Raw genomic sequence first — 21,525 nt, 5'->3', positions numbered from 1 at the left:
AGGATGCCGTCGCACCGTGGCGTGCAGTATCGGTGAGAATTCTTGCTTTCGCGAGAGCGGCCACCGCAGGCAGCCGGTGGCGGAAAACACAACCAAAAATGCAACATCACCATTCTGTGGACGCCTCAGGTGTCTTTTCTGGCCCTGTGGGGGCCGATTTGCGGGCCATGCTCGCTTCCAAAGAGAACGTGTTGGCGGCGCTGCCGGTTGACCTGAGTGCTGCGCTGCGCTTTTCGGCGGGGTGGGTGGTAGTGACGTCCGAACGGCTGCTGGCCTGCGACCCGGGCTCCACGACGTGGCGCGGCTGGCCCCTGGGTGAGGGGCTGGCGCTCAAGCTGCATGACCATGGTGGAGTGGGCTCGCTCGAGTTGCACAACCCCCAGGAGCGCCTGGCCCAGTGGCGCTTTACCCTGGCGCACCACGCCCAGGCGCTGCGCCTGGTGCAGCGCTTCGAGCAGCAAAGCGCCCGGGGCGACAACGGTGCCGAGGACGAAGCCGACGAGCCCGCCTGCCCCACCTGCCACACGCCGCTGCCACCCGACACCGAAGAGTGCCCGGCCTGTGCCCGCGCCCAGCCACCCCAGACCTCCACCTGGGTGCTGCTGCGCCTGTGGCGTTTTGCGCGGCCCTACCGCAAACAGCTGGCGGCCGGTTTTGCGCTGACCTTGGCCTCCACGGCTGCCACACTGGTGCCGCCCTACCTCACGATCCCACTCATGGACGACATCCTGATCCCGTTCCAGAACGGCAAGCAGATCGAACCGGGTCTGGTGCTGCTGTACCTGAGCGGCCTGCTGCTGTCGGCGCTGGCGGCCTGGGGCCTGAGCTGGGCGCGCACCTACATATTGGCGCTGGTGTCCGAGCGCATCGGCGCCGACCTGCGCACCACCACGTACGAGCACCTGCTACGCCTGTCGCTCGACTACTTTGGCGGCAAGCGCACCGGCGACCTGATGGCGCGCATCGGGTCCGAAACGGACCGCATCAACGTTTTCCTGTCGTTGCACGCGCTCGATTTCATCACTGACGTGCTGATGATCGTGATGACGGCGGCCATCCTGTTCTCGATCAACCCTTGGCTGGCACTTGTCACATTGGTGCCGCTGCCTTTCATTGGCTGGATGATTCACACCGTGCGTGACCGCCTGCGCACCGGGTTTGAAAAGATCGACCGCGTGTGGTCCGAGGTGACCAACGTGCTGGCGGACACCATTCCTGGCATTCGCGTGGTGAAGGCCTTCGCCCAAGAAAAGCGCGAGGCCCAGCGCTTTCGCGATGCCAATCAGCACAACCTGGAGGTGAACGACAAGCTCAACAAGACCTGGAGCCTGTTCACCCCCACGGTGTCGCTGCTGACCGAAATTGGTCTGCTGGTGGTCTGGGCGTTTGGCATCTGGCTGGTGTCGCGCAACCAGATTACAGTGGGGGTGCTCACCGCCTTCATCGCCTACATCGGGCGGTTCTACGGGCGGCTCGATTCGATGAGCCGCATCGTATCGGTCACGCAGAAGGCTGCCGCTGGCGCCAAGCGCATTTTTGACATCCTGGACCACGTGAGCAACGTGCCCGACCCGGCCCAGCCCGTGAAGGTGGACAAGGTGCAGGGCGCCATCAGCATGCAGGGCGTGGGTTTCCGCTATGGCAGCCGCGCGGTCATCAAGGGGCTGGATCTGGAGATCCGCCCTGGCGAGATGATTGGCCTGGTGGGCCATAGCGGTTCGGGCAAGAGCACGCTGGTCAACCTGATCAGCCGTTTTTATGACGTGAGCGATGGCTCCATCCAGGTCGATGGCATCGACATCCGCCGATTTGCGGTGGCCGACTACCGCCGCCACATCGGCTTGGTACTGCAGGAGCCCTTCCTGTTTTTCGGCACCATTGCCGAGAACATCGCCTACGGCAAGCCCGAAGCGACGCGCGAGGAAATCGTGGCCGCCGCCCGTGCAGCCCATGCGCACGAGTTCATCCTGCGCCTGCCGCACGGCTACGACTCGCTGGTGGGCGAGCGCGGCCAGGGCCTGTCGGGTGGCGAGCGCCAACGCATCAGCATCGCGCGCGCGCTGCTGATCGACCCGCGCATCCTGATCCTGGATGAGGCCACCTCGGCCGTGGACACCGAGACCGAGAAGGAAATCCAGAAGGCGCTGGATAACCTGGTGCAGGGGCGCACCACCATTGCGATTGCCCACCGCCTGTCCACGCTGCGCAAGGCTGACCGCCTGGTGGTGATGGACCGTGGTGAGGTCGTGGAAGTGGGCCCACACGACGAACTGATGGAAAAGCAGGGCGCTTACTGGCGGCTGTACGAAGCCCAGGCCCGCCGCGCCGAAGAAGACGCGCAGGCTGCGGGGGTCATCATCGACAGCGGACTGCTGCACCCGGCCCACCCCGCCGGCAACCCCTGAGATGCTGTGAGCGACTTTGTCATGAATGCTTCCCTGACCCCGTCATCGTCTATCCCCACCTTCCAGTTGGCGCGCAACCCGCACGGCCGCCTGGTCCTGACCCTGGCCGACGGCACGACCCACGAGGGGGTAACCCCCGTGCGTGCTTTTCCCATCGCTGCGCCGGGCGACGGGCTCTCCCTGGTAGGAACCGACGGCCATGAACTGCTCTGGGTTCCCCGGCTGGAGGCTGTCACAGGCGCCGCCCGGCAGCTCATTGAAGAAGAGCTGGAAGTGCGCGAGTTTGTGCCCACTATCCAGAAAATCCTCGCCGTTTCTAGCTTTTCAACACCCAGCACCTGGGATGTGGAGACCGACCGTGGGCCAGCCCGCCTGGTGCTCAAGGCTGAAGAGGATATCCGCCGCCTGGGCGGACGCACCCGGCTGCTGATCGCCGGGGGCGACGGCTTGCAGTTCCGTGTGAAGGACACGACGGCGCTGGACAAGCATTCGCGCCGGTTGCTCGAACGCTTTCTTTGACCTTGTATGGAGGAGTCAAACCGGCTCCGTCCTTGACTCGGGCCTTGTCCTGCTAGTCACGGGAGCCTGTCTGCGCTCCTCTGCGAGATTGTCAACAGGCTCTGTAGGGAATGTGGGGCCGGCGGCTCCCTCTTGCGCATTCCTTGCGCATGGCCCGAGCCGCTTACTTCTCTGCCTGTTCCCCTGCAGCGGGTGATGACCTGCGAGCGCCCCGCCTTCTGACGGCGTGGTGCTGTTGCGACATTCGGGGCACTGTTTGGCACCTTCATGGTCCCTGCCTGACGCTGAACCGTCCCAAAAAGCTGGCTTTTTACTGGGGAAAACCCTAAATTTCGTTCAATCGGTGAAAAAGACCTAAATTCACCCTTCTTTTTGCCGTAATGAATGTACGAAGAGGCCGAAAGACCCTCTGTACCTTTTGTTCAACTACGGGCCAATGTCATGCAAATGCCACCTGTCGATCGATCGCCGTCCTGGCGTCCTCAGGGCGCTGATTTGTATTCCACTGGCGCCTCGGGTGCGCCTCCGGTGCGTCCCATCAACGCTCCCAACCCTGTCGAGTCCATGGACAGGATGGGTGAGGGGGCGATCGTGCGCGAGCCGGACAAACCCTCGGCGCCCGAGGCGCCTAACCGGGACTGGACGGCGGTAAAAAAGAAAGACACCGTCGAAGAGCCGCCGGAGCCTCCCAAAGAGCCCATCTACAAGCAGCTGCTGGAGTTCATCCAGTCGATGTGGCGCGCCAGCGGCAGCGCGGTGGAAGTGGCGCAAGACGTCAGCAAGATGACCTTGCAAGAGCGTCTGGCCCAGCAGGCCAAGAATGAGCCGCTGACCTACACCGACCCCAAGGTCAAGCGCACGGGCGGCGCCTGAGCGACGCAGGGGCAACAGGCCTGCCATCTGTCAAGGCGCCTGCACATCGCGCAGTGGTCAGGCCCCATGGCGGTATTTGGGGGGCACTACGGGGTGCCGGGCTGGGGAGCAAAGGCGCTGCCTTTCGTTTGCGGGGAGCGCGCGGTGTGTGGACGCTGCTGGCTTCTCCCAGATTCGCACCGTGGTTTTTTGCTATCAAATGTGTAGCTTTTGGTGCATATTTCACTAGCGCTTGAAGCCGATTTCCCCCATTTTTCTAGCTCCAGGTTTCCCATCCTGCCATTGGCATTCCTTACGGGCGGGATTCTGGCGCAGGCGGCGCTGCGACTGGGGCTGCGGGTGTTGCAGCCGCTTGCGCCGCTGCCCGCTGACGGTCGCGTTCAGCGCGGTACTTGGCGGCGAAGGCGCGCACTTCTGCATACGACACAAACCCATCGCCATCGGTATCGGCATCGTCAAAGGCAGCAGCCAGGCGCGGGAACAGTTTCACCTCGGAGCGGCTGAGCTTGCCGTCTCCGTTGAAGTCCAGCATCTTGAATTCACGCTGCGCCTTGAGTTCGCCGGGGCTCACCGTTGCTGCAGGCTCTGTGGCGGCGTGCGCCTCTGCCTGGTGGGCAGAAGCGGGCGGGGGCGAAGGTGTGGGCGTCTGTGCCAGGGCTATGCAGGCTGTCAACAGGGCCACTGTTGCCAAGACGGGCCTTTTCAGCCCCATCGATGCCCAGGGAGTGCGAATGCGCAAGGTGTTCTCCTTCGAAGTCTCAACTGTCATGGTGGCACATGAGGGGCGACGGCGGCGGTTTGCAACCGGGGCTTTGCAGGCTTTCACCGTGCGTTGCAAGACTTTGCAGAACTTTTCGCAATGGCTGGCTGACGCACCTCGGCGGTTGCTACTGCAAACACCCCTGGAGCCCAGACTTCAGCGGTCAGGTGCCCGTTACCCGTACCGGATTGGAGATGCCGCTGTTCACATGGCCCGCAGGCACATGGCGCGCGGCCGATGTGACGTGGCCGGTCTGGTCGTCAAAGAAGAAGTCGGGCTCGAACTCGCGCAGAAACTCGCCCTTGGGCAGGCCACCCAGGAACATCGCCTCATCCACCGCAATGTTCCAGTCCATCAGCGTGCGGATGGCGCGCTCGTGCGCGGGGGCGCTGCGCGCGGTGACCAGCGCCGTGCGGATACGCATGCCGGTGCCGCCTGCTTCGCCCGCTGACTGAAGGCGGTGCAAGGCGGCCAGCAGGGGTTTGAACGGACCGTCGGGCAGCGGCTGCGCGGCCTTGTCGGTCTCGTGCTGCTGGAAGGCTGCCAGCCCCTCCGCCTGGTAAACGCGCTCGGCCTCATCGGAGAACAGCACCGCGTCGCCGTCGAAGGCAATCCGCACTTCGTTGGGGTTGGAGTCGCCGGCCTGCACCGACTCCGTCACCACCCGCGCTGCGGGGTAGCCCAGGTGCAGGGCCTCGCGCACATCGGCCTCGTTGGCTGACAGAAACAGGTGCGCCCCCAGCGGGCGCAGGTAACGAAACGGGTCGCGCCCCTGGGTAAACACCCCGCGCTGGATGGTGGGTAGCCCATGGGCATGGCAGGAGCGGAACACGCGCATGCCGCTCACCGGGTCATTGCGCGACAGCAAAACGACCTCCACGCGCTGGTGCTCGGAGGTGTTGAACGCGAGCAGCTTGCGCACCAGTGAGAACGCCACGCCCGGCGCAGCGGGCACGTCGAGCCGCTGGCGCTGCAGCTCCACATAGGCGCGGTCGTTGTCGTGCTCGAAGACGCGGTTCTCTTCCTCAAAATTGAACAGGGCGCGCGAGGAGATTGCCACCACCAGCTTGTCGTCGAGAGTTACAGCCATAGGGTCACTTCACAAACTGGTTGAGCTGGATGATCGGCAGCAGCACCGCCAGCACGATCAGCATCACGATCAGGCCCATGCCCACGATGAGCAGCGGCTCCAGGATGGTGGCCAGTGCCATGGCGCGGCGCTGCACCTCGGCCGAGAGCTGGCGGGCCGCGCGCTGCAGCATCACAGGCAGTTGCCCCGTCTGCTCGCCCAGGCGCGCAAACATCGACAGCAAGCCCGGAAAACGCTTTTTCTGGGCCAGCGCGGACGCCAGCGGAGCGCCTTCGCGCACCAGCACCAGGGCGTCGAGCGCGTCGGCCCGCAGCGCGCGGTTGTTCAGCGTTTCAGCAGCCGCCTGCAAGGCCTTCAGGATCGGTACCCCGGCGCCTGCCAGCATGGCCAGCGTGCCGGCAAACCGTGCTGCGTTGTAGCCGCGTGCCAGCTTGCCCACCAGGGGCAGATTGAGCCACGCAGCATCGAATTTCTCGCGGATATGGCCGATGGTGAGCGCCCATTTTGTCCCAAGTGCTATCAAAATAGAAGCGACCAGCATTACCCAGCCATAGCTGCGCACAAAGGCGCTGAGGCCCAGCATGGCTACCGTCAGGAATGGCAACGCCCGCTTGGTGCCCGCAAACACGCTGGCCACCTGCGGCACCACATAGCCCACCAGGAACAACACGATCACGATGGCCACCAGGGTCACGATGGCCGGGTACAGCGCAGCGCCCACCAGCTTGGCCTTGAGTGCCTGCCGCTCTTCCAGGTCGTCGGCCAGGCGCTCCAGCACCAGACCCAGGTTGCCGCTGTGCTCACCCGCACCAATCACGGCGCAGTAGATATCGGAGAACTCGCGCGGGTGCTGCGACAGCGCGCGGGCAAAGGTGGCGCCCGCATTGACCTCGGCCCGCAGGGCGGCCACCAGGTGGCGTTGGCGTTCATCGTCGGCTTCTTCGGACAGCGCGGTAAGAGCGCGCTCCAGCGGCAGGCCCGACGACACCAGCCCAGCGATCTGCCGTGTCCAGATGGCCAGCCCGGTCGCGCTGAACACCGGCCGCGTAAACAGGCGCTGGCTCAGGCTGGCGGACCGGCCGTCCAGCGACTGGCCCGTCTGCACCAGCTCCACCGCCAGTGGCACCAGTGCCTGGGCCCGTAGCAGGCTGCGTGCAGCCTTGGCGGTGTCGGCCTCCATGAGGCCCTTGCGGGTCTGGCCCTGGGCGTCCAGGGCTTCAAAGGAAAAAGCAGGCATGCGATGCGGGCGTGGGTGGTCTGGCGTCGGTGTGGAAATCAGACGGTCCCACAACGGTTAAATATCCGCCGCAGGACCGGCAGCCCCTGATGGTAGCTGCTACCCAAGGCCAAGTGCGGCCAGGCAGTACCCCTGCGTGTGACATGACACAGGTCAAGGTGCCGACACATCGCACGCGCAGAATGAAATGCGATCTGTGGCATCGGGTTGCAGGCGTTTTGAATGAACTAGGGGTCTTTCATGCTGAAGAACAAGGTGGCATTGGTAACGGGCGCATCGTCGGGCATCGGGCGCGCCATTGCGTTGGTATGGGCGCGAGAGGGCGCCAAGGTGGTGGTGTCCGACGTGAATGTGCAGGCGGGTGAGGAGACCGCCGCACTGGTACGCGCCGCCGGGGGCGATGCGATCTTTGTGGCGGCCGATGTGGGCAAGCCCGGGGATTGCGAGGCACTGGTGCAGCGCACTGTCGCCCACTACGGACGCCTGGACGTGGCCTGCAACAACGCGGGCATTGGCGGTCCCCAAGCTCCGACAGCCGACTACCCGCTGGACGGTTGGGCGCAGGTCATCAACATCAACCTGTCGGGCGTGTTCTACGGCATGAAGTACCAGATCGCCGCGATGCTGAAGAACGGCGGCGGTGCCATCATCAACATGGCGTCCATCCTGGGGTCGGTGGGCTTTGCCACGGCGCCCGCCTACACGGCGGCCAAGCACGGCGTGGTGGGGCTGACCAAGGCGGCTGCTATCGAATACAGCGCGCATGGCGTGCGCGTCAACGCCGTAGGCCCCGCCTTCATCCACACGCCCATGATCAGTGGACTGGAGCAGGACGCAGGCATCAACGCCATGCTGGTCGGCGCCCATCCCATCGGTCGCTTGGGGCAGCCCGAAGAAGTGGCCGAGCTGGTGACCTGGCTGGCGTCCGGCAAGGCGTCGTTTGTGACGGGGGCGTACTACCCCGTGGATGGTGGCTACCTGGCACGCTGAAGAATAAATGCGGTACCCAGGCGCCCCTGGATGCCCAGGTGCTCAGGCCGCGACGGCGGCCGGGCCCAACGTGGCGTGGGCCTGAGCGGCAATATCCAGCGAGCGCAAACGCAGCGCGGGGTCGTACACATCGCTCACCAGCATCAGCTCGTCGGCGCCCGTGGCCTCGCTCAGGTGCGCCATGCCTGCACGCACCGTATCTGGCCCGCCAATCACGGCAGCGGCCAAAAAGTCGCCGATGGCTGCACGCTCTTGCGGCTGCAGGCGTGCGGCGTAGTTTTCGATGGGCGGCAGCAGGCGACGGCGATCACCCGTCAAGATACCCAGAACCCGCTGGTAGGTGCTGCTGGCCAGAAAGTCCGCTTCCTCGTCCGTCGGCGCGGCGATCAGCGGCACGCCGATGGCCACATAGGGCTTGGGCCAGGCGGCAGAGGGCCGGTACAGGTTGCGGTACAGGTCAACGGCTTGGTGCAGCAGGCGCGGCGCAAAGTGCGAGGCAAATGCATAGGGCAGGCCGCGCTCAGCCGCCAACTGTGCGGAAAACAGGCTGGAGCCCAGCAACCATATCGGCACATTGGTGCCCGCGCCCGGCATGGCAATCAGGCGCTGGCCGGGCTCGGCAGGGGAAAGCAGGCGCTGCAGCTCGGCCACGTCGCGCGGGAAGTCTTCTTCTGTTTCCACCCGATTGCGGCGCAGCGCACGCATGGTGGTGGGGTCGGTGCCCGGCGCGCGGCCCAGGCCCAGGTCAATGCGGCCGGGGTACAGCTCGGCCAGGGTGCCAAAGGCCTCGGCCACCACCAGCGGGGCATGGTTGGGCAGCATCACCCCCCCCGATCCCACGCGGATGCGCGAGGTGCCGCCTGCAAGGTGGCCCACCAGCACGGCGGTGGCTGAGCTGGCAATGCCCGCCATGTTGTGATGCTCGGCCAGCCAGTAGCGGGCAAAGCCCAGTTTTTCAGCATGCTGGGCGGTGCGCAGCGCAATCTGCAGCGCATCGGCCACGGTGCCGCCTTCGCGGACGGCAACGAGGTCAAGCATGGACAGGGCAGGGCGGCGGGGAGTGGAAGTCATGCACACATTGTCCGGCTGTCGCTGCTTTTGCGCAGGCGGTGGGCGCTAAGCTGGCTGAGGCAGCAGGGTTGCCCGCGCTCATTTTTTACCAAGAGGTCATTTTTTGGTAGCCAAAACGGCGGAGGCCCCACAGAATGTTTCAAGACATTTCCGCGCTGGCTCCATCTTGCTCTGCGCAAGCCAGTCGCGCAAAAAGGGACGACACATGGGTTTTTTCAGCCGCTTGTTCAAGATCCGGGAGCAGGACCCCACCAGCCCCGAGACCACCTGGGCCATGGAAGACAACGGCAGTGAACTGGTGCTGGACGCTGAGTACGCGGCCACGCTCATGACCGAGATCGACATCGACGCAGCCATCGCCAGCCACGAGCGCTGGCGCCTGCAGCTGCAGGACATGGTCAACGGCCGATCCAGCGAAGTCATGCGGCCCGAGCGTATCTGCCAGGACGACCGCTGTGACCTGGGCCGCTGGCTCTACGGCACGGGCCGAGTGCGCCTGGGGCACTACCCTGCTTTCGACATGCTGGTGGCGCGGCACAAGTACTTTCACCAGCAGGCGGCAGACGTGGTGACGGCCTTCCAAGCCGGTGACCAGCCCAAGGCGGTGCAGCTGCTGAACAGCAGCTGCCGCCACGCTTCCAACCAGGTGCTGCTGCTGCTCAAGGAGCTCAAGCGCGGGCTGGGGCGCTGAACCCCGGAGATGCTGGAGGCGTCGCAGTGACGGCCTGAAGCCGTCCACCTATCGTCTGCTGGGCTGATCCTTGGCGGGCGGAGGGAGTGCCAATTGCCACCCGAGCTCGGTGGCTGCATCCATACGGTGCTGCCCATGCAGCGTGTAGTGGATCTGCGTACCCAGGGGCGCGTCCAGTTCGGGCAGCAAAGCGTGCAGCGCTATCCGCGCATGGTCCAGTACCGGTGCGGTGATGTCGATACGGATGAATTCCGCAATGCGCTTGCCGTCCGCGCGCGCTGCGCCCAGCGAGTCGCCCCAGCCGATCACCATGCCAACTCCCCGGGCGCGCAGTGCCTGGTCAATCCGGTCTTCGCGTTGGTGCAGTGGGTCCATGGTGTGCCGGGTGACCGGGATTTTCACGAACAGGAATGCCGGCCGATCATCGGGCGTGGAGACGACTGCTGGGCTGGGGGGAGGGGCGGAGGCGCTCATGACCGGGCTGAGGTGGGTTCAGTGGGGGACGCTGACGGTCGCTCAATAACTTCGCCCATCCTTGTACATCGCATGCTGCCGCCGATTCAGCGTGGCCGCCTCACCCAATCGGCCCATGGCTGCCCCTGCATGTGCATGGGTGATGGCCATGCCCAGGCCGTCGGCCGCGTCGGTGCCCGGCAGGCCCGGCAGCTGCAGCAGCCGTCGCACCATCTCCTGCACCTGGCTTTTGGCGGCTCGGCCGTGGCCGACCACGGCTTTTTTCATCTGTAGCGCGGTGTATTCGGCCACGGGCAGATTGCTGGCCACCAGGGCGGTGATGGCGGCGCCCCGCGCCTGTCCCAGCAGCAGCGTGGATTGGGGATTGACGTTGACGAACACGATCTCGACCGAGGCCACATCGGGCTGGTAGCGGGCTGCGACCTCAGTGATGCCGTCGAACAAAATCTTCAGGCGCCCGGGCAGGTCGCCCAGCGCGAGGGTGGTGGTGCGGATGGTGCCGCTGGCCACGTAGCTGAGTTGGTGGCCGTCCATGTCCACCACGCCGAAGCCGGTGGTCTGCAGGCCGGGGTCAATACCAAGGATGCGCATTTGCTCTCGTTTTTATAGCTATTGGGGCAATGGGAACTAGCGCTATCGGCCGATTTTTCTACAAACCGAAGTACCAGCGCGCCGAATGGAAGAAAACGGGCGCTGCGAAACACAGTGCATCCACCCTGTCGAGCAGGCCCCCGGCACCGGTGACGGACATGCCCTGCATGCCCCAGCTGGTGATGCCGCGGTCGCGCTTCAACGCCTTCATCACCAGGTGCCCCAGGCTGCCCGCCACGCAGGCCAGCAGTGCCATGCCCAACGCCTGGCCGGGTTTGAACGGGGTGATGAAGGTGAGCAGACCGCCTGCGAGGCCTCCGGCGGCCACGCCGGTTAGCCAGCTTGTCCATTGAAAGCTCTGGCTTACCTGGGGTGCCACAGGCTTGTGCGGAAAGCGCCGCCCCAGCAGGTGCTGCACCAGCATGCAGGTCTGCACCACAAACACCAAGAAGAACACCAGGAACGCACCTTTGTCGCGGTAGCCGGGGAAGTCGAGCAGCAGCAGCGCAGGCACGTGGCTCATGCCGTACACGCAGACCATGATGCCCCACTGCAGTTTGGCGTTGCGCTCCAGAAACCGTTGGGGGTCATTGGCCAGTGCGCTCACCACCGGCAGCGCCAGGAACACGTACACAGGGATGAACACGGTGAACAGATCGAAGTGCTTGCTGCCCACCAGCCAGAACTGCAAGGGCAGCACCACAAAAAACGCCAGCACCAGGCTGCGGTGGTCGCCCCGGCGCGTGGGCGACAGGGTGATGAATTCGCGCAGCGCAAAAAAGCCCACGATGGCAAACAGCACGGTGGCCACCGTTTCGCCCAGCACCCAGCCGATCCAGAACACCGTGGCCATGACCCAGGAAGTCTTGAGCAGCCCCCAGAAGCGCTTGGCTTCCAGGGCCTGCGCTTCGGCTTCGGGGTCGTCGCTGGCATGCTCGCGCAAGTTGCGCACAAAGGCCCACACGGTGACGATGGACAAGATGCCGAATACGACCAGGAACAAGGCCCCGATTTGCTGGGTGGCGGTGAGGTTGCGCAGAAATTGGTTCATGTCAGCGCGCTCTTTCGGGAGCAGCGTTAGGCGAGTGCAGGGGCTTCGGGCTTGTCATGCTCAGACTTCCCGCAGTGCGATCACGGCGCGGCGCGCGCGGTCCAGGAATGGCCGGCGCTCTTCGCCCGCCTCGAGCTGGATGGGTTCGCCGAAGGTCACCGAGCACAGGATGGGCACGGGCACCACTTCGCCCTTGGGCATCACGCGCTGCACGTTGTTGATCCAGGCGGGCACCAGCACCACCTGCGGAAACATCTGCGCCAGCTTGAACAGGCCGGATTTGAACGACTGGGGCTCGTCGCCATGGCCGCGCGTGCCTTCCGGAAAGATCACGATGGAGTCGCCGCTCTCGAGCGCTCGCACCAGCGGCGCCAGCGGGTCGGACTCTGGCAGGGCGGCGCGCAGCTCTTCGGGGGTAGGAGCGCGCGGCGAGGCTTCGGGCGATGGGTCTGGGCCGCCGGCTGCTGCAGTGTCTGCATCGCTCGGTGCGGCTGTCGCCCCTGTGGGCTCAGTGGCCACCGGCGCTACCGGCCGTGCTGGCGTTGCCTGGCGGTCCACATACACGGCGTTGAACACGGCGGTGGTGATCCACTGGCGGAACGGCGTCTTGGTCCAGTAGTCCTTGGCGGCAATGGGTCGCGTGATGCTGCGCAGCTCCTCGGGCAGCGCGGCCCAGATCAGCACCATGTCGGCGTGGCTCTGGTGGTTGGCGAAATAGATGCGCTGCTCGGCCTTGGGCGGACAGCCATACCAGCGGGCCTGGGAGCCGGTCAGAAACCGCACGATCCCCAGCAGAAGGAAACTCATCAACTTGGCAAGCATGGCGGGGATGATACGGGCGCCGGGCCAGCATGCCAGGCAAGGACCTGGGCAGCGTTACACCCAGATCCGATACGCCCAGAAAGCTTCATCGCCATAGATGCCGTTGTACAGCGCCTGTGGCGCATAGCCCGTGATGCGGCGCGTGACGCGGCAAAGGTGCGACTGGTCCGAGAACCCGGCGCCCGCCGCCACGTCGGCCCATTTGACCGAACCCTGCACAGCATCGGCCGCGATGGTGTCGAAGAACGCCTGCTCGGCCTTGCCAAAGCCACGCAGCTCGCGCATCGGCAGCCCGGCCCAGCGCTTGATGCGCCGCTCCAGCTGGCGCAGGCTGCGGCCGGGGGCGGACAGGGCGGCACGCTGTGCCAGGTGCGCAGCCCAGTCGCCGTAGCGCTGAGTGGGCAGTGGTTGGGTGGGGCGGCAGGCCTGCCAGTGTGGTTCCAGGAAGTCTTCCAGGCATTGCATGCGGGCTGCGTTGTCGGGCAGGTTCTGCACCGTTTCGCACAGTGCCAGCCAGTCGGGCGGCAACACGGACTGTGCGTCCACCATGCGATCGGTCAGGGCGCCGGGTGCCACGCCGGTGAGCTGATGCAGTGCGTCGGGCATGAACATCACCATCATGGCGTGCGTGGGCCCGGCGCAGTAGCTGGAGGTGGGGCGGGTTTGCGGGCCGGCCAGCACCCAGCGGCCGGGGTAGGCCTCGCGTGGGCTGTGCTCCGTGGGCATGGTGTCGGGGCGCTCGGGCACCAGGGCCTCGCTGCGGCCTTCAAACCACCAGCTCAGGCTGCACAAGGGGGATGCGGGGAACCGGTTGATGCGCTGCGCATCGCTGAGCGCATGGCCCACCGTGCTACGCGCCATGGCCGCGCGCAGGCAGGCCGTGAGGCTGGCGCGCGGCAGCCACAGCTCGCCGGAGGGGATCAACCCGGCGGGGTGCCTTGGGGAGAGGGGGGCCAAGCTTGCCATGGGGCGCGAGTGTAGGCGACGTGCCTTGTCGCAATCGTTCAATACCGACTCGTGACTGCGCCGCAGCATGCGGGGCATGAACCCGTCCACAGCCACCACGACCTCTGCTTCTTCTCTCACTCTTCACCCAACGCCTGCAACGCCGCGCGGCCCGCGGAGCCGCTGGTGGGGCCTGCCGCTGCTGCGCGCCATGCGGGCCGACTACCTGGGTTTTGTTACCCGGCTGCAGCGCGAGCATGGCGACCTCACCCGCATGCGCCTGGGTTACGAAGACGCGTGGGACCTGATGCACCCCGACTTGGTGCGCGAGGCGCTCATCACCCATGCCGACCAGCTCATTCGCTGGGAGCGCGGCATCGCGGTGTTCGAAGAAGTTTTTGGCCAGAGTGTGCTGGTGACCGAAGGCGACACCTGGCAGCGCCAGCGCCGGATGCTGATGCCCGCCTTCACTCCCAAGCGGGTGGCAGGCTACGCACAGCTGATGACCGATGCCGCCCGCAGCGCGCTCGACGCTGCCGTGCCTGCGGGCCAGCCCGGTGCGTTGGTGGCCGTGGATGCGCTCTGGACGGATGTGGCCATGGACGTGATCCTGCGCACGCTGTTCAGCGAATCGGCCCAGGCTGATGCGCGCGATGCCGCCTGGGCCACGCAAACGCTGTCGGAAGCCGCCTTCCGCGAAATGTTCATGCCCTTCACGTTGCCCGACTGGTTACCCTTGCCCGGCAAGTCCATCAAGCGGCGCGCGATCCGGTCGTTGAAGGGGCTGGTGTGGCGCCACATCCATGCCCGCCAGGCCGAGGTGGCTGCACCCGGTGCCCCTGCACGCACGGACCTGCTGCAGATGCTGCTGGCCCTGCGCGACGAGGAAACCGGTGAGGCCTTGTCTGCGCAAGAGGTGTTTGACCAGTGCATCGTCAGCTTCCAGGCCGGGCACGAAACCAGCGCCACCACGCTGTTGTGGTGGACCCTGCTCATGGCCCAGAACCCCGAGGCCGCCGAGCGCGCCCAGGCCGAGGTCGATGCCGTGCTGCAGGGCGGCACGCCCGGCCCCGAGCATGTGGCCGAACTGCCCTGGCTGAGCGCCACGTTGAAGGAAGCGCTGCGCCTTTACCCCCCGATCGCCGCGCTGATGAGTCGCCGCACCACGGCGCCCATCACGCTGGGCGGCGTGCCGGTGCCCCAAGGCGCCATGCTGCGCATCACCCCCTGGGTGCTGCACCGCGATGCGCGCTGGTTTGCCGAGCCGGACCGTTTTGTGCCTGAGCGGTTTCTGGACGGCGCTCCGGCCATTCCTCGGGGCGCGTGGATTCCGTTCGGCCTGGGGCCGCGCGTGTGCATTGGGCAGCATTTTGCGATGCTGGAGATGACGCTGCTGGCGGCGATGCTGCTGCAGCGCTATACGGTGCGTAGCCCGGTCGGGGGGGGTATAGGGGCTCCGCAGCTGCAGGTCACGCTGCGGCCGGACGGGGCGTCCGTGCTGTGGCTGCAGCGGCGCGAGGCACCGCGGGGAATGTGAACGAGGGGGGTCTGCTTTTGGCGCTGCCCGCGACCGGTATCAGGGCAGCTCTGCGCCGCCCATCCGTCCCAGGATCGTGCGCGTGCGCCCCGCCAGATACGCCGAGCCTGGCGTCTTCTCAAACCGCTTGGGCGCAGGCAGCATCACGGCCAGGCGCGCGGCTTCGGCGGTGCTCAGGCGGCTGGCGCTCTTGCGAAAGTAGTGCTGCGCGGCGGCCTCGGCACCGAACACACCCTCACCCCATTCCACGTTGTTGAGGTAGATCTCCAGGATGCGCTGTTTGGAGAGCAGCTGCTCCAGCGCCAGCGTGAGCACGAACTCCTGCCCCTTGCGCAGCAGGGTGCGTTCGCCAGACAGCAGCAGGTTCTTGGCCAGCTGCTGGGTGATGGTGGAGCCGCCCCGGATCTTGGGCGCACGCACCGTGCGCTCGGGGGCGCGGGCCTGGGCCTTGTTCGCCAGGGCCTCTGCCTTGGCGTTGCGCTCCCAGGCTTTTTCGATGGCATTCCAGTCCACGCCTTCGTGGTTGACGAAGCCGTCGTCCTCCGAGGCGATCACGGCGCGTTTGAGGTGGTCAGAGATGTCAGCATAGGGCACCCATTGCTGGCGCCAGGGCACATGGCCTTTGCTGGCCAGCAGCGTCCAGGCTTCGGAGCGCTGGAAGGTGGTGGATTGGGGGTTGATCGCCACCATGGCGGCAATGCGCAGCACGAAGAACAGCTGCAACGCCACGAAGGCGATCACCAGCAGTCCCAGCCAGCGCAGCACGGCTTTCATCGGGGCGTCCTCGGGGGGCTTATGCAGTGGCGGTGGGTTGCTGCATCTCGCGCAGCACCTGGGCCGAGGGCGGACGCACGCCGCGCCATAGCAAGAAGGCCTCTGCGGCCTGTTCCACCAGCATGCCCAGGCCGTCGCGGGGCACTGCGCCGTGCTGGCGTGCCCAGTCGAGGAAGCCTTGCGCGGCGGGGCCATACATCATGTCGTAGGCCAGGGCGCCCCGGCGCAGCACGCTGGAGGGCACAGGTACACCGCCGCCAGAGAGACTGCTGGCTGTGGCGTTGACGATGACATCAAAATCGGCCGACAGCGCTAGTGGGTCTTGCGCCGATAGCTCTGCTTTTTGTAGCGCGGCGAGGGCGCTGTGCGACTGCACCAGCATCTGCGCCTTGGCCAGTGTGCGGTTGGCCACTGTGATGTGGCGGGCGCCCGCCAGCAGCAGCGGGCCCAGCACGCCAGCGGCTGCGCCACCGGCACCCACCAGCAGCACGTCGCGCCCGGCCAGCGATACCCCTGCGTTGTGCGTGATGTCGGCCACCAAGCCCAGGCCGTCGGTGTTGTCGGCGTAGATGCTGCCGTCGGCGCGAAAGGTGAGCGTGTTGGCTGCGCCCGCCAGCTGCACGCGTTCGCTGCACTCGGTCGCCAGGCCTGGTGCGTCGGTCTTGAAGGGCACGGTGACGTTGCAGCCGCGCCCGCCCTCTGCTGCGAACGCGCGCACGCCTTGGGCAAACCCATCCATGGGCACCAGGCGGCGTTCGTAGGCAACGTGTTCACCGGTCAGCTCGGCAAAACGGGCGTGGATGGCGGGCGAGCGGCTGTGGGCGACCGGGTTGCCCATCACGCAGTACAGGTCGGCAGGGGAGGCGGGGGATGTCATGGGTGGCTAGGGCGGCGTGGAGCTGGCGGTACGGGCGGCCGTGCGGTGTGTTCTGTGGGGCGGGCAGGTGGGCGTGGAGGCCTTGGCGGCCTGCCAGAAGGGTCTCGCTGCGCACCCGCCGGGAGTTACTTCACAACGGTTTCCAGGGTCTGGTCGCGGGTGAACTTGAAGCGCGCCACCATGGCGATCTGGTCGGCCTTCTTGCGCATCTCGGCATCAAAGGCTCCAAAGGGCCCTGCGGCGCGGGCAATGGCTTCGGCGCGGCGGTCCAGCGTACCGTTGCCCGAGCCTTGCACGATCTCGGTGCCCAGCACACGGCCATCGTGATTGACGGTGACGATCATCGTCAGCTCGCCATAGAGCTTGCGGCCGCCTTGCTCCGGGAAGTTCTCGGTGCCCTTGTCCTCCACCTTGCGGCGCAGCGCGTCGTAGTACACGGCGTAGGCTTCTTCGCGGGTGGCGGGGCTGATGTAGCGCTTCTTGGGGCGCGAGTTTTCTTCGTTGATGCGTTTTTCGATCTCGGCCAGGAGCTTGACGAGCTGGCGGCGCTTTTCCTGCTCGCTGGCTTGTTCCGCACTCTGGCTGGCCTGGCGTGGATCGGGCGCGGGCATGGTGGCCAGCTGCTTGCGCAACTGGGCCAGCAACTGGGCCAGCAACTGGGCCTGCTGCTCCTGCATGGCGTCCATCTTGCGCTGGGCTTCTTCGTAGTCGTCACCCACTGTCGTCAATGCGGTGTAGGGCAAGGGGCTGGTGGCCCGGCCTTTTTCCGCATCACCGCCACCTGCCAGGTTGGCTTGGGCAATCGCCTGGGCCTTGTCGGGGCGTTCGTTCGATTTGGCGTTGACCAGGATGACTTCGAGCGGCGTGTCCTGGAACACGCGGTTGAAGCCCTCGGGGTCGATGAAGCGCACCGAGATGAGCGCGGCGTGCACGGCGATGGAGACGCCCAGCGCCAGCTGCAGCGTGCTGAAGGTGCGGAGGAAGGCAGGGAGTTTCATCGCCGGCGATTATCAGGGCGTCTGTCTCGTCGCGCGTCAGGCGGACGGGGCGGCCGCAGAGGCTTCGGCGGGTGCCTCGTTCACGTCCACCGCAATGGCAATCGGCCCGGCCACGGTGTCGTCGTCCTCGGCATCGTCCACCGGGCCGTCGTCGCTGGTGTCAGCCGGATCATCCAGGCGCTCGATCACGGTGCCATGGATGTCGAGGGTGATCTCGTCCACCTCGCCCAGTTTGACCTTGAGGCGCGCGCCGCGCGGGAGGTTTTGTGCGCCCAGCACCGGGAAGACCAGCGGGATGTCGTCGGCCCGCACCAAAAAGCTGCCGCCCGGGCCTTCCTTGAAGACGGTGGCGTTCAGCTCGGTGATGCCGTTCTGCTCCACGTATTTCAGCGTCCAGAAACGTTCCATGCCTGCCTGGTAGCCGTTGTAGGCGCTGTAGGCGCCGTCAAAGCTGCTGATGATGGAGAACAGGTCGGCATCCTTGGGCTTGAACGGCGCGGCCAGCGCGGCGGTCTTGCCGTGGCGGGCGCAGGCAATGATCTGCCACTGGTTGACCAGATCGGTGTAGCGGCGCAGCGGCGACGTGGCCCAAGAGTAGGCTTTGACACCAATGCCCGCATGCGGCAGCGCCTTGGTGCCCATGCGCACCTTCACGCCCGGCGCCATGCTGGCCTGGCTGCGGTAGATGCCGGGCACGCCCAGCTCGGCCATCCAGCTGCCCCAGGTGCTGTTGGCCACGATCATGGCCTCGGCCACGATCAGGTCCAGCGGCGCGCCGCGCTGGCGCACGCTGATCTGCACCTGCTCGTCGCCCGTGGGCTCTGCACCGTTGTTGCCCACCAGTCGGAAGTTGTAGTCCGGCCGGTTGAAGTTCTCCGGCTTGCCACGCACGACTTCACGGCGGGCCTTGAGCTCCTTGGCCAAGCGGTACAAAAATGATAGCTGCGGGCGCAGTTCAGACAAGCGCTGAGGGTCGTTTTGGTGCTCAAACGCTGGGTTGCTGAGCCATTCTTCGGTCACCACGCTGTCGAGCTGGTCGTGGCGCAGGTTGGCGGCCACGTGCACGCGCTCGAGCTTGGTCTCCGAGCCCTTGAACTCCAGCGTGGCCTCGTCGATGGTGACGTACAGCGACACGGCCGGGTTGGCGCGGCCCTCGTCCAGCGTGTAGGTCTGCACCACGTCGTCGGGCAGCATCGTGATCTTGTAGCCCGGCATGTACACCGTGGACAAGCGGGCACGGCCCAGCTGGTCGATGGCGCTGCCGGGTTGGATGGCCAGGCCGGGTGCGGCGATGTGGATGCCCAGCACCACGGTGCCCGTGCCCAGGCCTTGGACGGACAACGCATCGTCGATTTCGGTGGTCTGCGAGTCGTCGATGGAATACGCCTGCGCGGTGGACAGCGGCAGTTCGTCCGCAATGGCGGGCGCCGTGACAGCCGGAAAGCCCGTGCCCTTGGGGAAGTTCTCGAACAGAAAGCGCTTCCAGTGGAACTGGTAGGCCGAGTCGATGGCCCCGGCTTTTTGCAGCAGGTCCAGCGGCGCGGTGTGCGTGGCGCGGCTGGCCTCGACCACGGCCTTGTACTCGGGCGCGTTCTTGTCGGGCTTGAACAGGATCTTGTAAAGCTGGTCGCGGATGGGCTGGGGGCATTCGCCCCGGCCCAGTTGCGCGGCCCATTCGTCGATCTGCGCCAAGAGGGCCTTTTTCTTTTCGATGGCGGCCAGCGCCTGCTGCAGGATCTCGGCCGATGCCTTCTTGAACCGACCCTTGCCCGCGCGTCGGAAGTAGTGGGGCGCGTCGTACAGGCGGAACAGCGCACCGGCCTGCTGGGCCAGGGTGGCGTTGGCCGAAAAATAGTCGCGCGCGAGGTCGGCAAAGCCGAACTCGTCTTCGGGCGCGAATTCCCAGGCCAGGTCCAACTCAATGGTCTCGGCCACGGCCTGGGCCTGGGCGATCAGCTCGGCGGGGGCAGGCTTTTCGAACTTCAGAAGGATATTGGCGGCCTTGACCTTGACCCGTTTGCCGGAGTCGAGCTCGACCTGGGCGGATGTATCGGCTTCGGACAGGATACGACCGGCCATGAATTTGCCGGCTTCTTCAAACAATGCGTGCATGGTGTGGATTGTCCCATGGGCGCCATCGGGTACCCGGGCAGCGGCGCATATGATCCACGGCGCGCCATTTCTGCCCCACCCGCCATCCCATGCCCTTTGCTGCCATTGCCACGCCGCTGACACTGCTGGCTCTGGCGCTGCCTTTCCTGTTCTGTTTCACACAGGCGCCCATCAACAACTTCTGGCCCTTGCTGGCGTCGTGGAGCTGCGGCGCGGTGCTGGTGCTCCTGGCATTGGCTCGCTCCGGCGGTTCGCTGGCGCGGGATCTGGAGGCGGGGGATGCCCCGGCTCCGCGACCTCTGGTGTCGAGCCGGATGTTGGCGGCCGGCCTCTTGGTAGCCGCTCTGTTGACTGCGGTCATCGGGCTGCTGCAATACTTTCTGGGCGACCCCGGCCTGCCGGGGGTGCAGCCCTCTACCCTGGGGCAGGCCATTGGCAACCTGCGCCAGCGCAACCAGCAGGCAACGCTGCTGAGCCTGGGCGTTTGGGTGCTGCTTTGGACGCTGGCCCAGGTGCAGGCAAGTCTGGAACACTCGGGCATCGCCACGGCCCCGCAGGGTGTGAAGGCCTGGCCCGGCTGGTTGGCGGGTTTGCTGGTGGCCTGGGGTTTGGCGTTGTTGGCGATTTCGAGTGCTGCCACGGCATCACGCACTGGGGCTGCGCAGTGGCTTTTGCTGCTGGGGCTGATGTGGTGCTGGCGCGGGTCGTGGGGGCGTCTGGCGCTGGGGTTTGGACTGGTTGGTCTGTTTTTGTATGGCGCAGCGGCCTGGCTGCTGCCCCGTTTGCTGCTGGACTGGACAGGGTTTGCGTCCGACGGCCTTTTTGTGCGCATTCTGGACGAAGAGCCAGGTTGCACGAGCCGCAGTGTGCTGTGGGCCAATGTGCTGCACCTGATCGCACAAAAGCCCTGGGCGGGTTGGGGCTGGGGCGAGCTGGACTACGCGCACTACATCACTCAGTTTCCAGGTGAGCGGTTTTGCGCGCTGCTGGACAACGCCCACAACCTGCCCTTGCACCTGGCTGTGGAGCTGGGTGTGCCGGTGGCGCTGACCGTTTGTGGAGCGTTGGTCGTGTGGGTGCTGCGCGAAAAGCCCTGGCGCGAGACCGATCCAGCGCGGCAGCTGGCCTGGGGCATCTTGGTACTGGTGGGTCTGCACAGCCTGCTGGAGTTTCCGCTGTGGTACGGGCCGTTCCAGCTGGTCACGGTGCTGGCAATCGCGTTGTTGTGGCGCTGGCAGTTGCCCGGCTGGGCAACATCTCTCGGTGCGCGGCGGTTCGTGGCCGCCATCATTTTGGCTGCGCTGGCCCTGGGGTCCTACGTGGGGTGGGACTTTTACCGCGTCAGCCAGCTGTACAAGCCGCTCGCCGACCGGCCGCCGTCCCTGCGCAATGACACCGTGCGCAAAGTGGGCGACACACCGTTTTTCACGGACCAGGTCGATTTTGCGCTGCTGACCACGATAGAGCTTTCGCCCGGCAACGCCGGCCAGGTCTTTGCTGTGGCCAACAAGCTGCTGCACTTTTCACCGGAGCCCCGGGTGATCGAGCCGCTGATCGAGAGCGCAACGATGCTAGGGCTGGATGACGAGGCGGCGTTTCAACTCAAGCGATACCGTGCAGCTTACCCGGCGGACTATGCGCGCTGGCGCGAGCAGGGGCGGCGGCTTTCGTCACACCTCAAGCCTTGACCGGATGTGCGACGGACTGC

At 65.8% G+C, this 21,525-nt stretch carries 20 protein-coding genes; 7 read left to right on the top strand and 13 right to left on the bottom strand.

The genetic code is table 11. The features are described 5' to 3' along the window. The first annotated feature begins 98 nt into the window (after positions 1 to 98). The 3 genes from ISS20_RS01495 to ISS20_RS01485 all read left to right on the top strand — a co-directional run bounded on the left by ISS20_RS01495 (position 99) and on the right by ISS20_RS01485 (position 3,797). Positions 99 to 2,405 (top strand): ABC transporter ATP-binding protein, encoded by a 2,307-nt coding sequence (locus ISS20_RS01495; RefSeq protein ID WP_291433046.1) that lies wholly within the window; start codon positions 99 to 101, stop codon positions 2,403 to 2,405. A gap of 21 nt (positions 2,406 to 2,426) precedes the next feature. Continuing rightward, on the top strand, positions 2,427 to 2,924 hold the full coding sequence (locus ISS20_RS01490) for a DUF1854 domain-containing protein (protein WP_291433045.1): 498 nt from the start codon (positions 2,427 to 2,429) through the stop codon (positions 2,922 to 2,924). A 441-nt stretch (positions 2,925 to 3,365) separates the two neighbouring features. Continuing rightward, positions 3,366 to 3,797 (top strand): hypothetical protein, encoded by a 432-nt coding sequence (locus ISS20_RS01485; RefSeq protein WP_291433042.1) that lies wholly within the window; start codon positions 3,366 to 3,368, stop codon positions 3,795 to 3,797. A gap of 292 nt (positions 3,798 to 4,089) precedes the next feature. Here the strand turns inward: ISS20_RS01485 and ISS20_RS01480 are convergent, their stop codons facing one another. The 3 genes from ISS20_RS01480 to gspF all read right to left on the bottom strand — a co-directional run bounded on the left by ISS20_RS01480 (position 4,090) and on the right by gspF (position 6,884). Next, positions 4,090 to 4,509, bottom strand: a complete 420-nt coding sequence (locus tag ISS20_RS01480) for an EF-hand domain-containing protein (RefSeq protein WP_291433082.1) — start codon at positions 4,507 to 4,509, stop codon at positions 4,090 to 4,092. 211 nt (positions 4,510 to 4,720) lie between these two features. Then, entirely contained in the window at positions 4,721 to 5,647 is a 927-nt protein-coding gene (locus ISS20_RS01475) for a 5'-nucleotidase (RefSeq protein WP_291433041.1), read from the bottom strand. 4 nt (positions 5,648 to 5,651) lie between these two features. Further along, the gene (gene gspF / locus ISS20_RS01470; protein WP_291433039.1) at positions 5,652 to 6,884 is read right to left on the bottom strand and encodes a type II secretion system inner membrane protein GspF; all 1,233 of its coding nucleotides are present in this window, start codon (positions 6,882 to 6,884) and stop codon (positions 5,652 to 5,654) included. A gap of 240 nt (positions 6,885 to 7,124) precedes the next feature. On the opposite strand from gspF, the gene ISS20_RS01465 reads away from it, so the two are divergent. Further along, positions 7,125 to 7,874 carry an SDR family oxidoreductase gene (locus ISS20_RS01465; protein WP_291433037.1) on the top strand — a complete coding sequence of 250 codons (750 nt, stop codon included), beginning with the start codon at positions 7,125 to 7,127 and terminating at the stop codon, positions 7,872 to 7,874. Positions 7,875 to 7,916: 42 nt separating this feature from the next. Here ISS20_RS01465 and ISS20_RS01460 read toward each other — a convergent pair whose 3' ends face one another. Further along, entirely contained in the window at positions 7,917 to 8,945 is a 1,029-nt protein-coding gene (locus ISS20_RS01460) for an LLM class flavin-dependent oxidoreductase (protein WP_291433035.1), read from the bottom strand. Positions 8,946 to 9,150: 205 nt separating this feature from the next. Here ISS20_RS01460 and ISS20_RS01455 point away from each other — a divergent pair, with 205 nt between their 5' ends. Next, the gene (locus ISS20_RS01455; RefSeq protein ID WP_291433033.1) at positions 9,151 to 9,636 is read left to right on the top strand and encodes a CZB domain-containing protein; all 486 of its coding nucleotides are present in this window, start codon (positions 9,151 to 9,153) and stop codon (positions 9,634 to 9,636) included. A gap of 48 nt (positions 9,637 to 9,684) precedes the next feature. On the opposite strand, the gene ISS20_RS01450 is transcribed toward ISS20_RS01455, so the two are convergent. From ISS20_RS01450 to ISS20_RS01430, 5 genes are all read right to left on the bottom strand, one after another. Continuing rightward, positions 9,685 to 10,011 (bottom strand): hypothetical protein, encoded by a 327-nt coding sequence (locus ISS20_RS01450; RefSeq protein WP_291433031.1) that lies wholly within the window; start codon positions 10,009 to 10,011, stop codon positions 9,685 to 9,687. A 141-nt stretch (positions 10,012 to 10,152) separates the two neighbouring features. Next, positions 10,153 to 10,701, bottom strand: a complete 549-nt coding sequence (ruvC, locus tag ISS20_RS01445; RefSeq protein ID WP_056637423.1) for a crossover junction endodeoxyribonuclease RuvC — start codon at positions 10,699 to 10,701, stop codon at positions 10,153 to 10,155. Between the two features lie 58 nt (positions 10,702 to 10,759). Continuing rightward, positions 10,760 to 11,752: a phosphatidate cytidylyltransferase gene (locus ISS20_RS01440; protein WP_291433026.1), complete on the bottom strand. Its 993-nt coding sequence runs from the start codon at positions 11,750 to 11,752 to the stop codon at positions 10,760 to 10,762. Between the two features lie 60 nt (positions 11,753 to 11,812). Beyond that, positions 11,813 to 12,574: a lysophospholipid acyltransferase family protein gene (locus ISS20_RS01435; protein ID WP_291433024.1), complete on the bottom strand. Its 762-nt coding sequence runs from the start codon at positions 12,572 to 12,574 to the stop codon at positions 11,813 to 11,815. 54 nt (positions 12,575 to 12,628) lie between these two features. Then, entirely contained in the window at positions 12,629 to 13,540 is a 912-nt protein-coding gene (locus ISS20_RS01430) for a helix-turn-helix domain-containing protein (RefSeq protein ID WP_291433021.1), read from the bottom strand. Positions 13,541 to 13,616: 76 nt separating this feature from the next. On the opposite strand from ISS20_RS01430, the gene ISS20_RS01425 reads away from it, so the two are divergent. Further along, positions 13,617 to 15,056 (top strand): cytochrome P450, encoded by a 1,440-nt coding sequence (locus ISS20_RS01425; protein WP_291433019.1) that lies wholly within the window; start codon positions 13,617 to 13,619, stop codon positions 15,054 to 15,056. Positions 15,057 to 15,095: 39 nt separating this feature from the next. Here the strand turns inward: ISS20_RS01425 and mtgA are convergent, their stop codons facing one another. From mtgA to ISS20_RS01405, 4 genes are all read right to left on the bottom strand, one after another. Beyond that, entirely contained in the window at positions 15,096 to 15,830 is a 735-nt protein-coding gene (mtgA, locus tag ISS20_RS01420; RefSeq protein WP_291433017.1) for a monofunctional biosynthetic peptidoglycan transglycosylase, read from the bottom strand. Positions 15,831 to 15,849: 19 nt separating this feature from the next. Then, positions 15,850 to 16,707 carry a shikimate dehydrogenase gene (gene aroE, locus ISS20_RS01415; RefSeq protein WP_291433015.1) on the bottom strand — a complete coding sequence of 286 codons (858 nt, stop codon included), beginning with the start codon at positions 16,705 to 16,707 and terminating at the stop codon, positions 15,850 to 15,852. Between the two features lie 125 nt (positions 16,708 to 16,832). Further along, positions 16,833 to 17,705 (bottom strand): energy transducer TonB, encoded by an 873-nt coding sequence (locus ISS20_RS01410; protein ID WP_291433014.1) that lies wholly within the window; start codon positions 17,703 to 17,705, stop codon positions 16,833 to 16,835. A 36-nt stretch (positions 17,706 to 17,741) separates the two neighbouring features. Further along, positions 17,742 to 19,817, bottom strand: a complete 2,076-nt coding sequence (locus ISS20_RS01405) for an RNB domain-containing ribonuclease (protein WP_291433012.1) — start codon at positions 19,815 to 19,817, stop codon at positions 17,742 to 17,744. Positions 19,818 to 19,906: 89 nt separating this feature from the next. Between ISS20_RS01405 and ISS20_RS01400 the strand changes: the two genes are divergently transcribed. Beyond that, complete coding sequence (locus tag ISS20_RS01400) at positions 19,907 to 21,505, top strand: Wzy polymerase domain-containing protein (protein WP_291433010.1); 1,599 nt, start codon at positions 19,907 to 19,909, stop codon at positions 21,503 to 21,505. Positions 21,506 to 21,525 lie beyond the last annotated feature (20 nt).

It is taken from the genome of Acidovorax sp. (assembly GCF_016783915.1).
Classification (GTDB): domain Bacteria; phylum Pseudomonadota; class Gammaproteobacteria; order Burkholderiales; family Burkholderiaceae_C; genus Acidovorax.
Note: the sequence above shows the minus strand (reverse complement) of the source record. Positions and strands in the feature narration are given on the sequence as shown.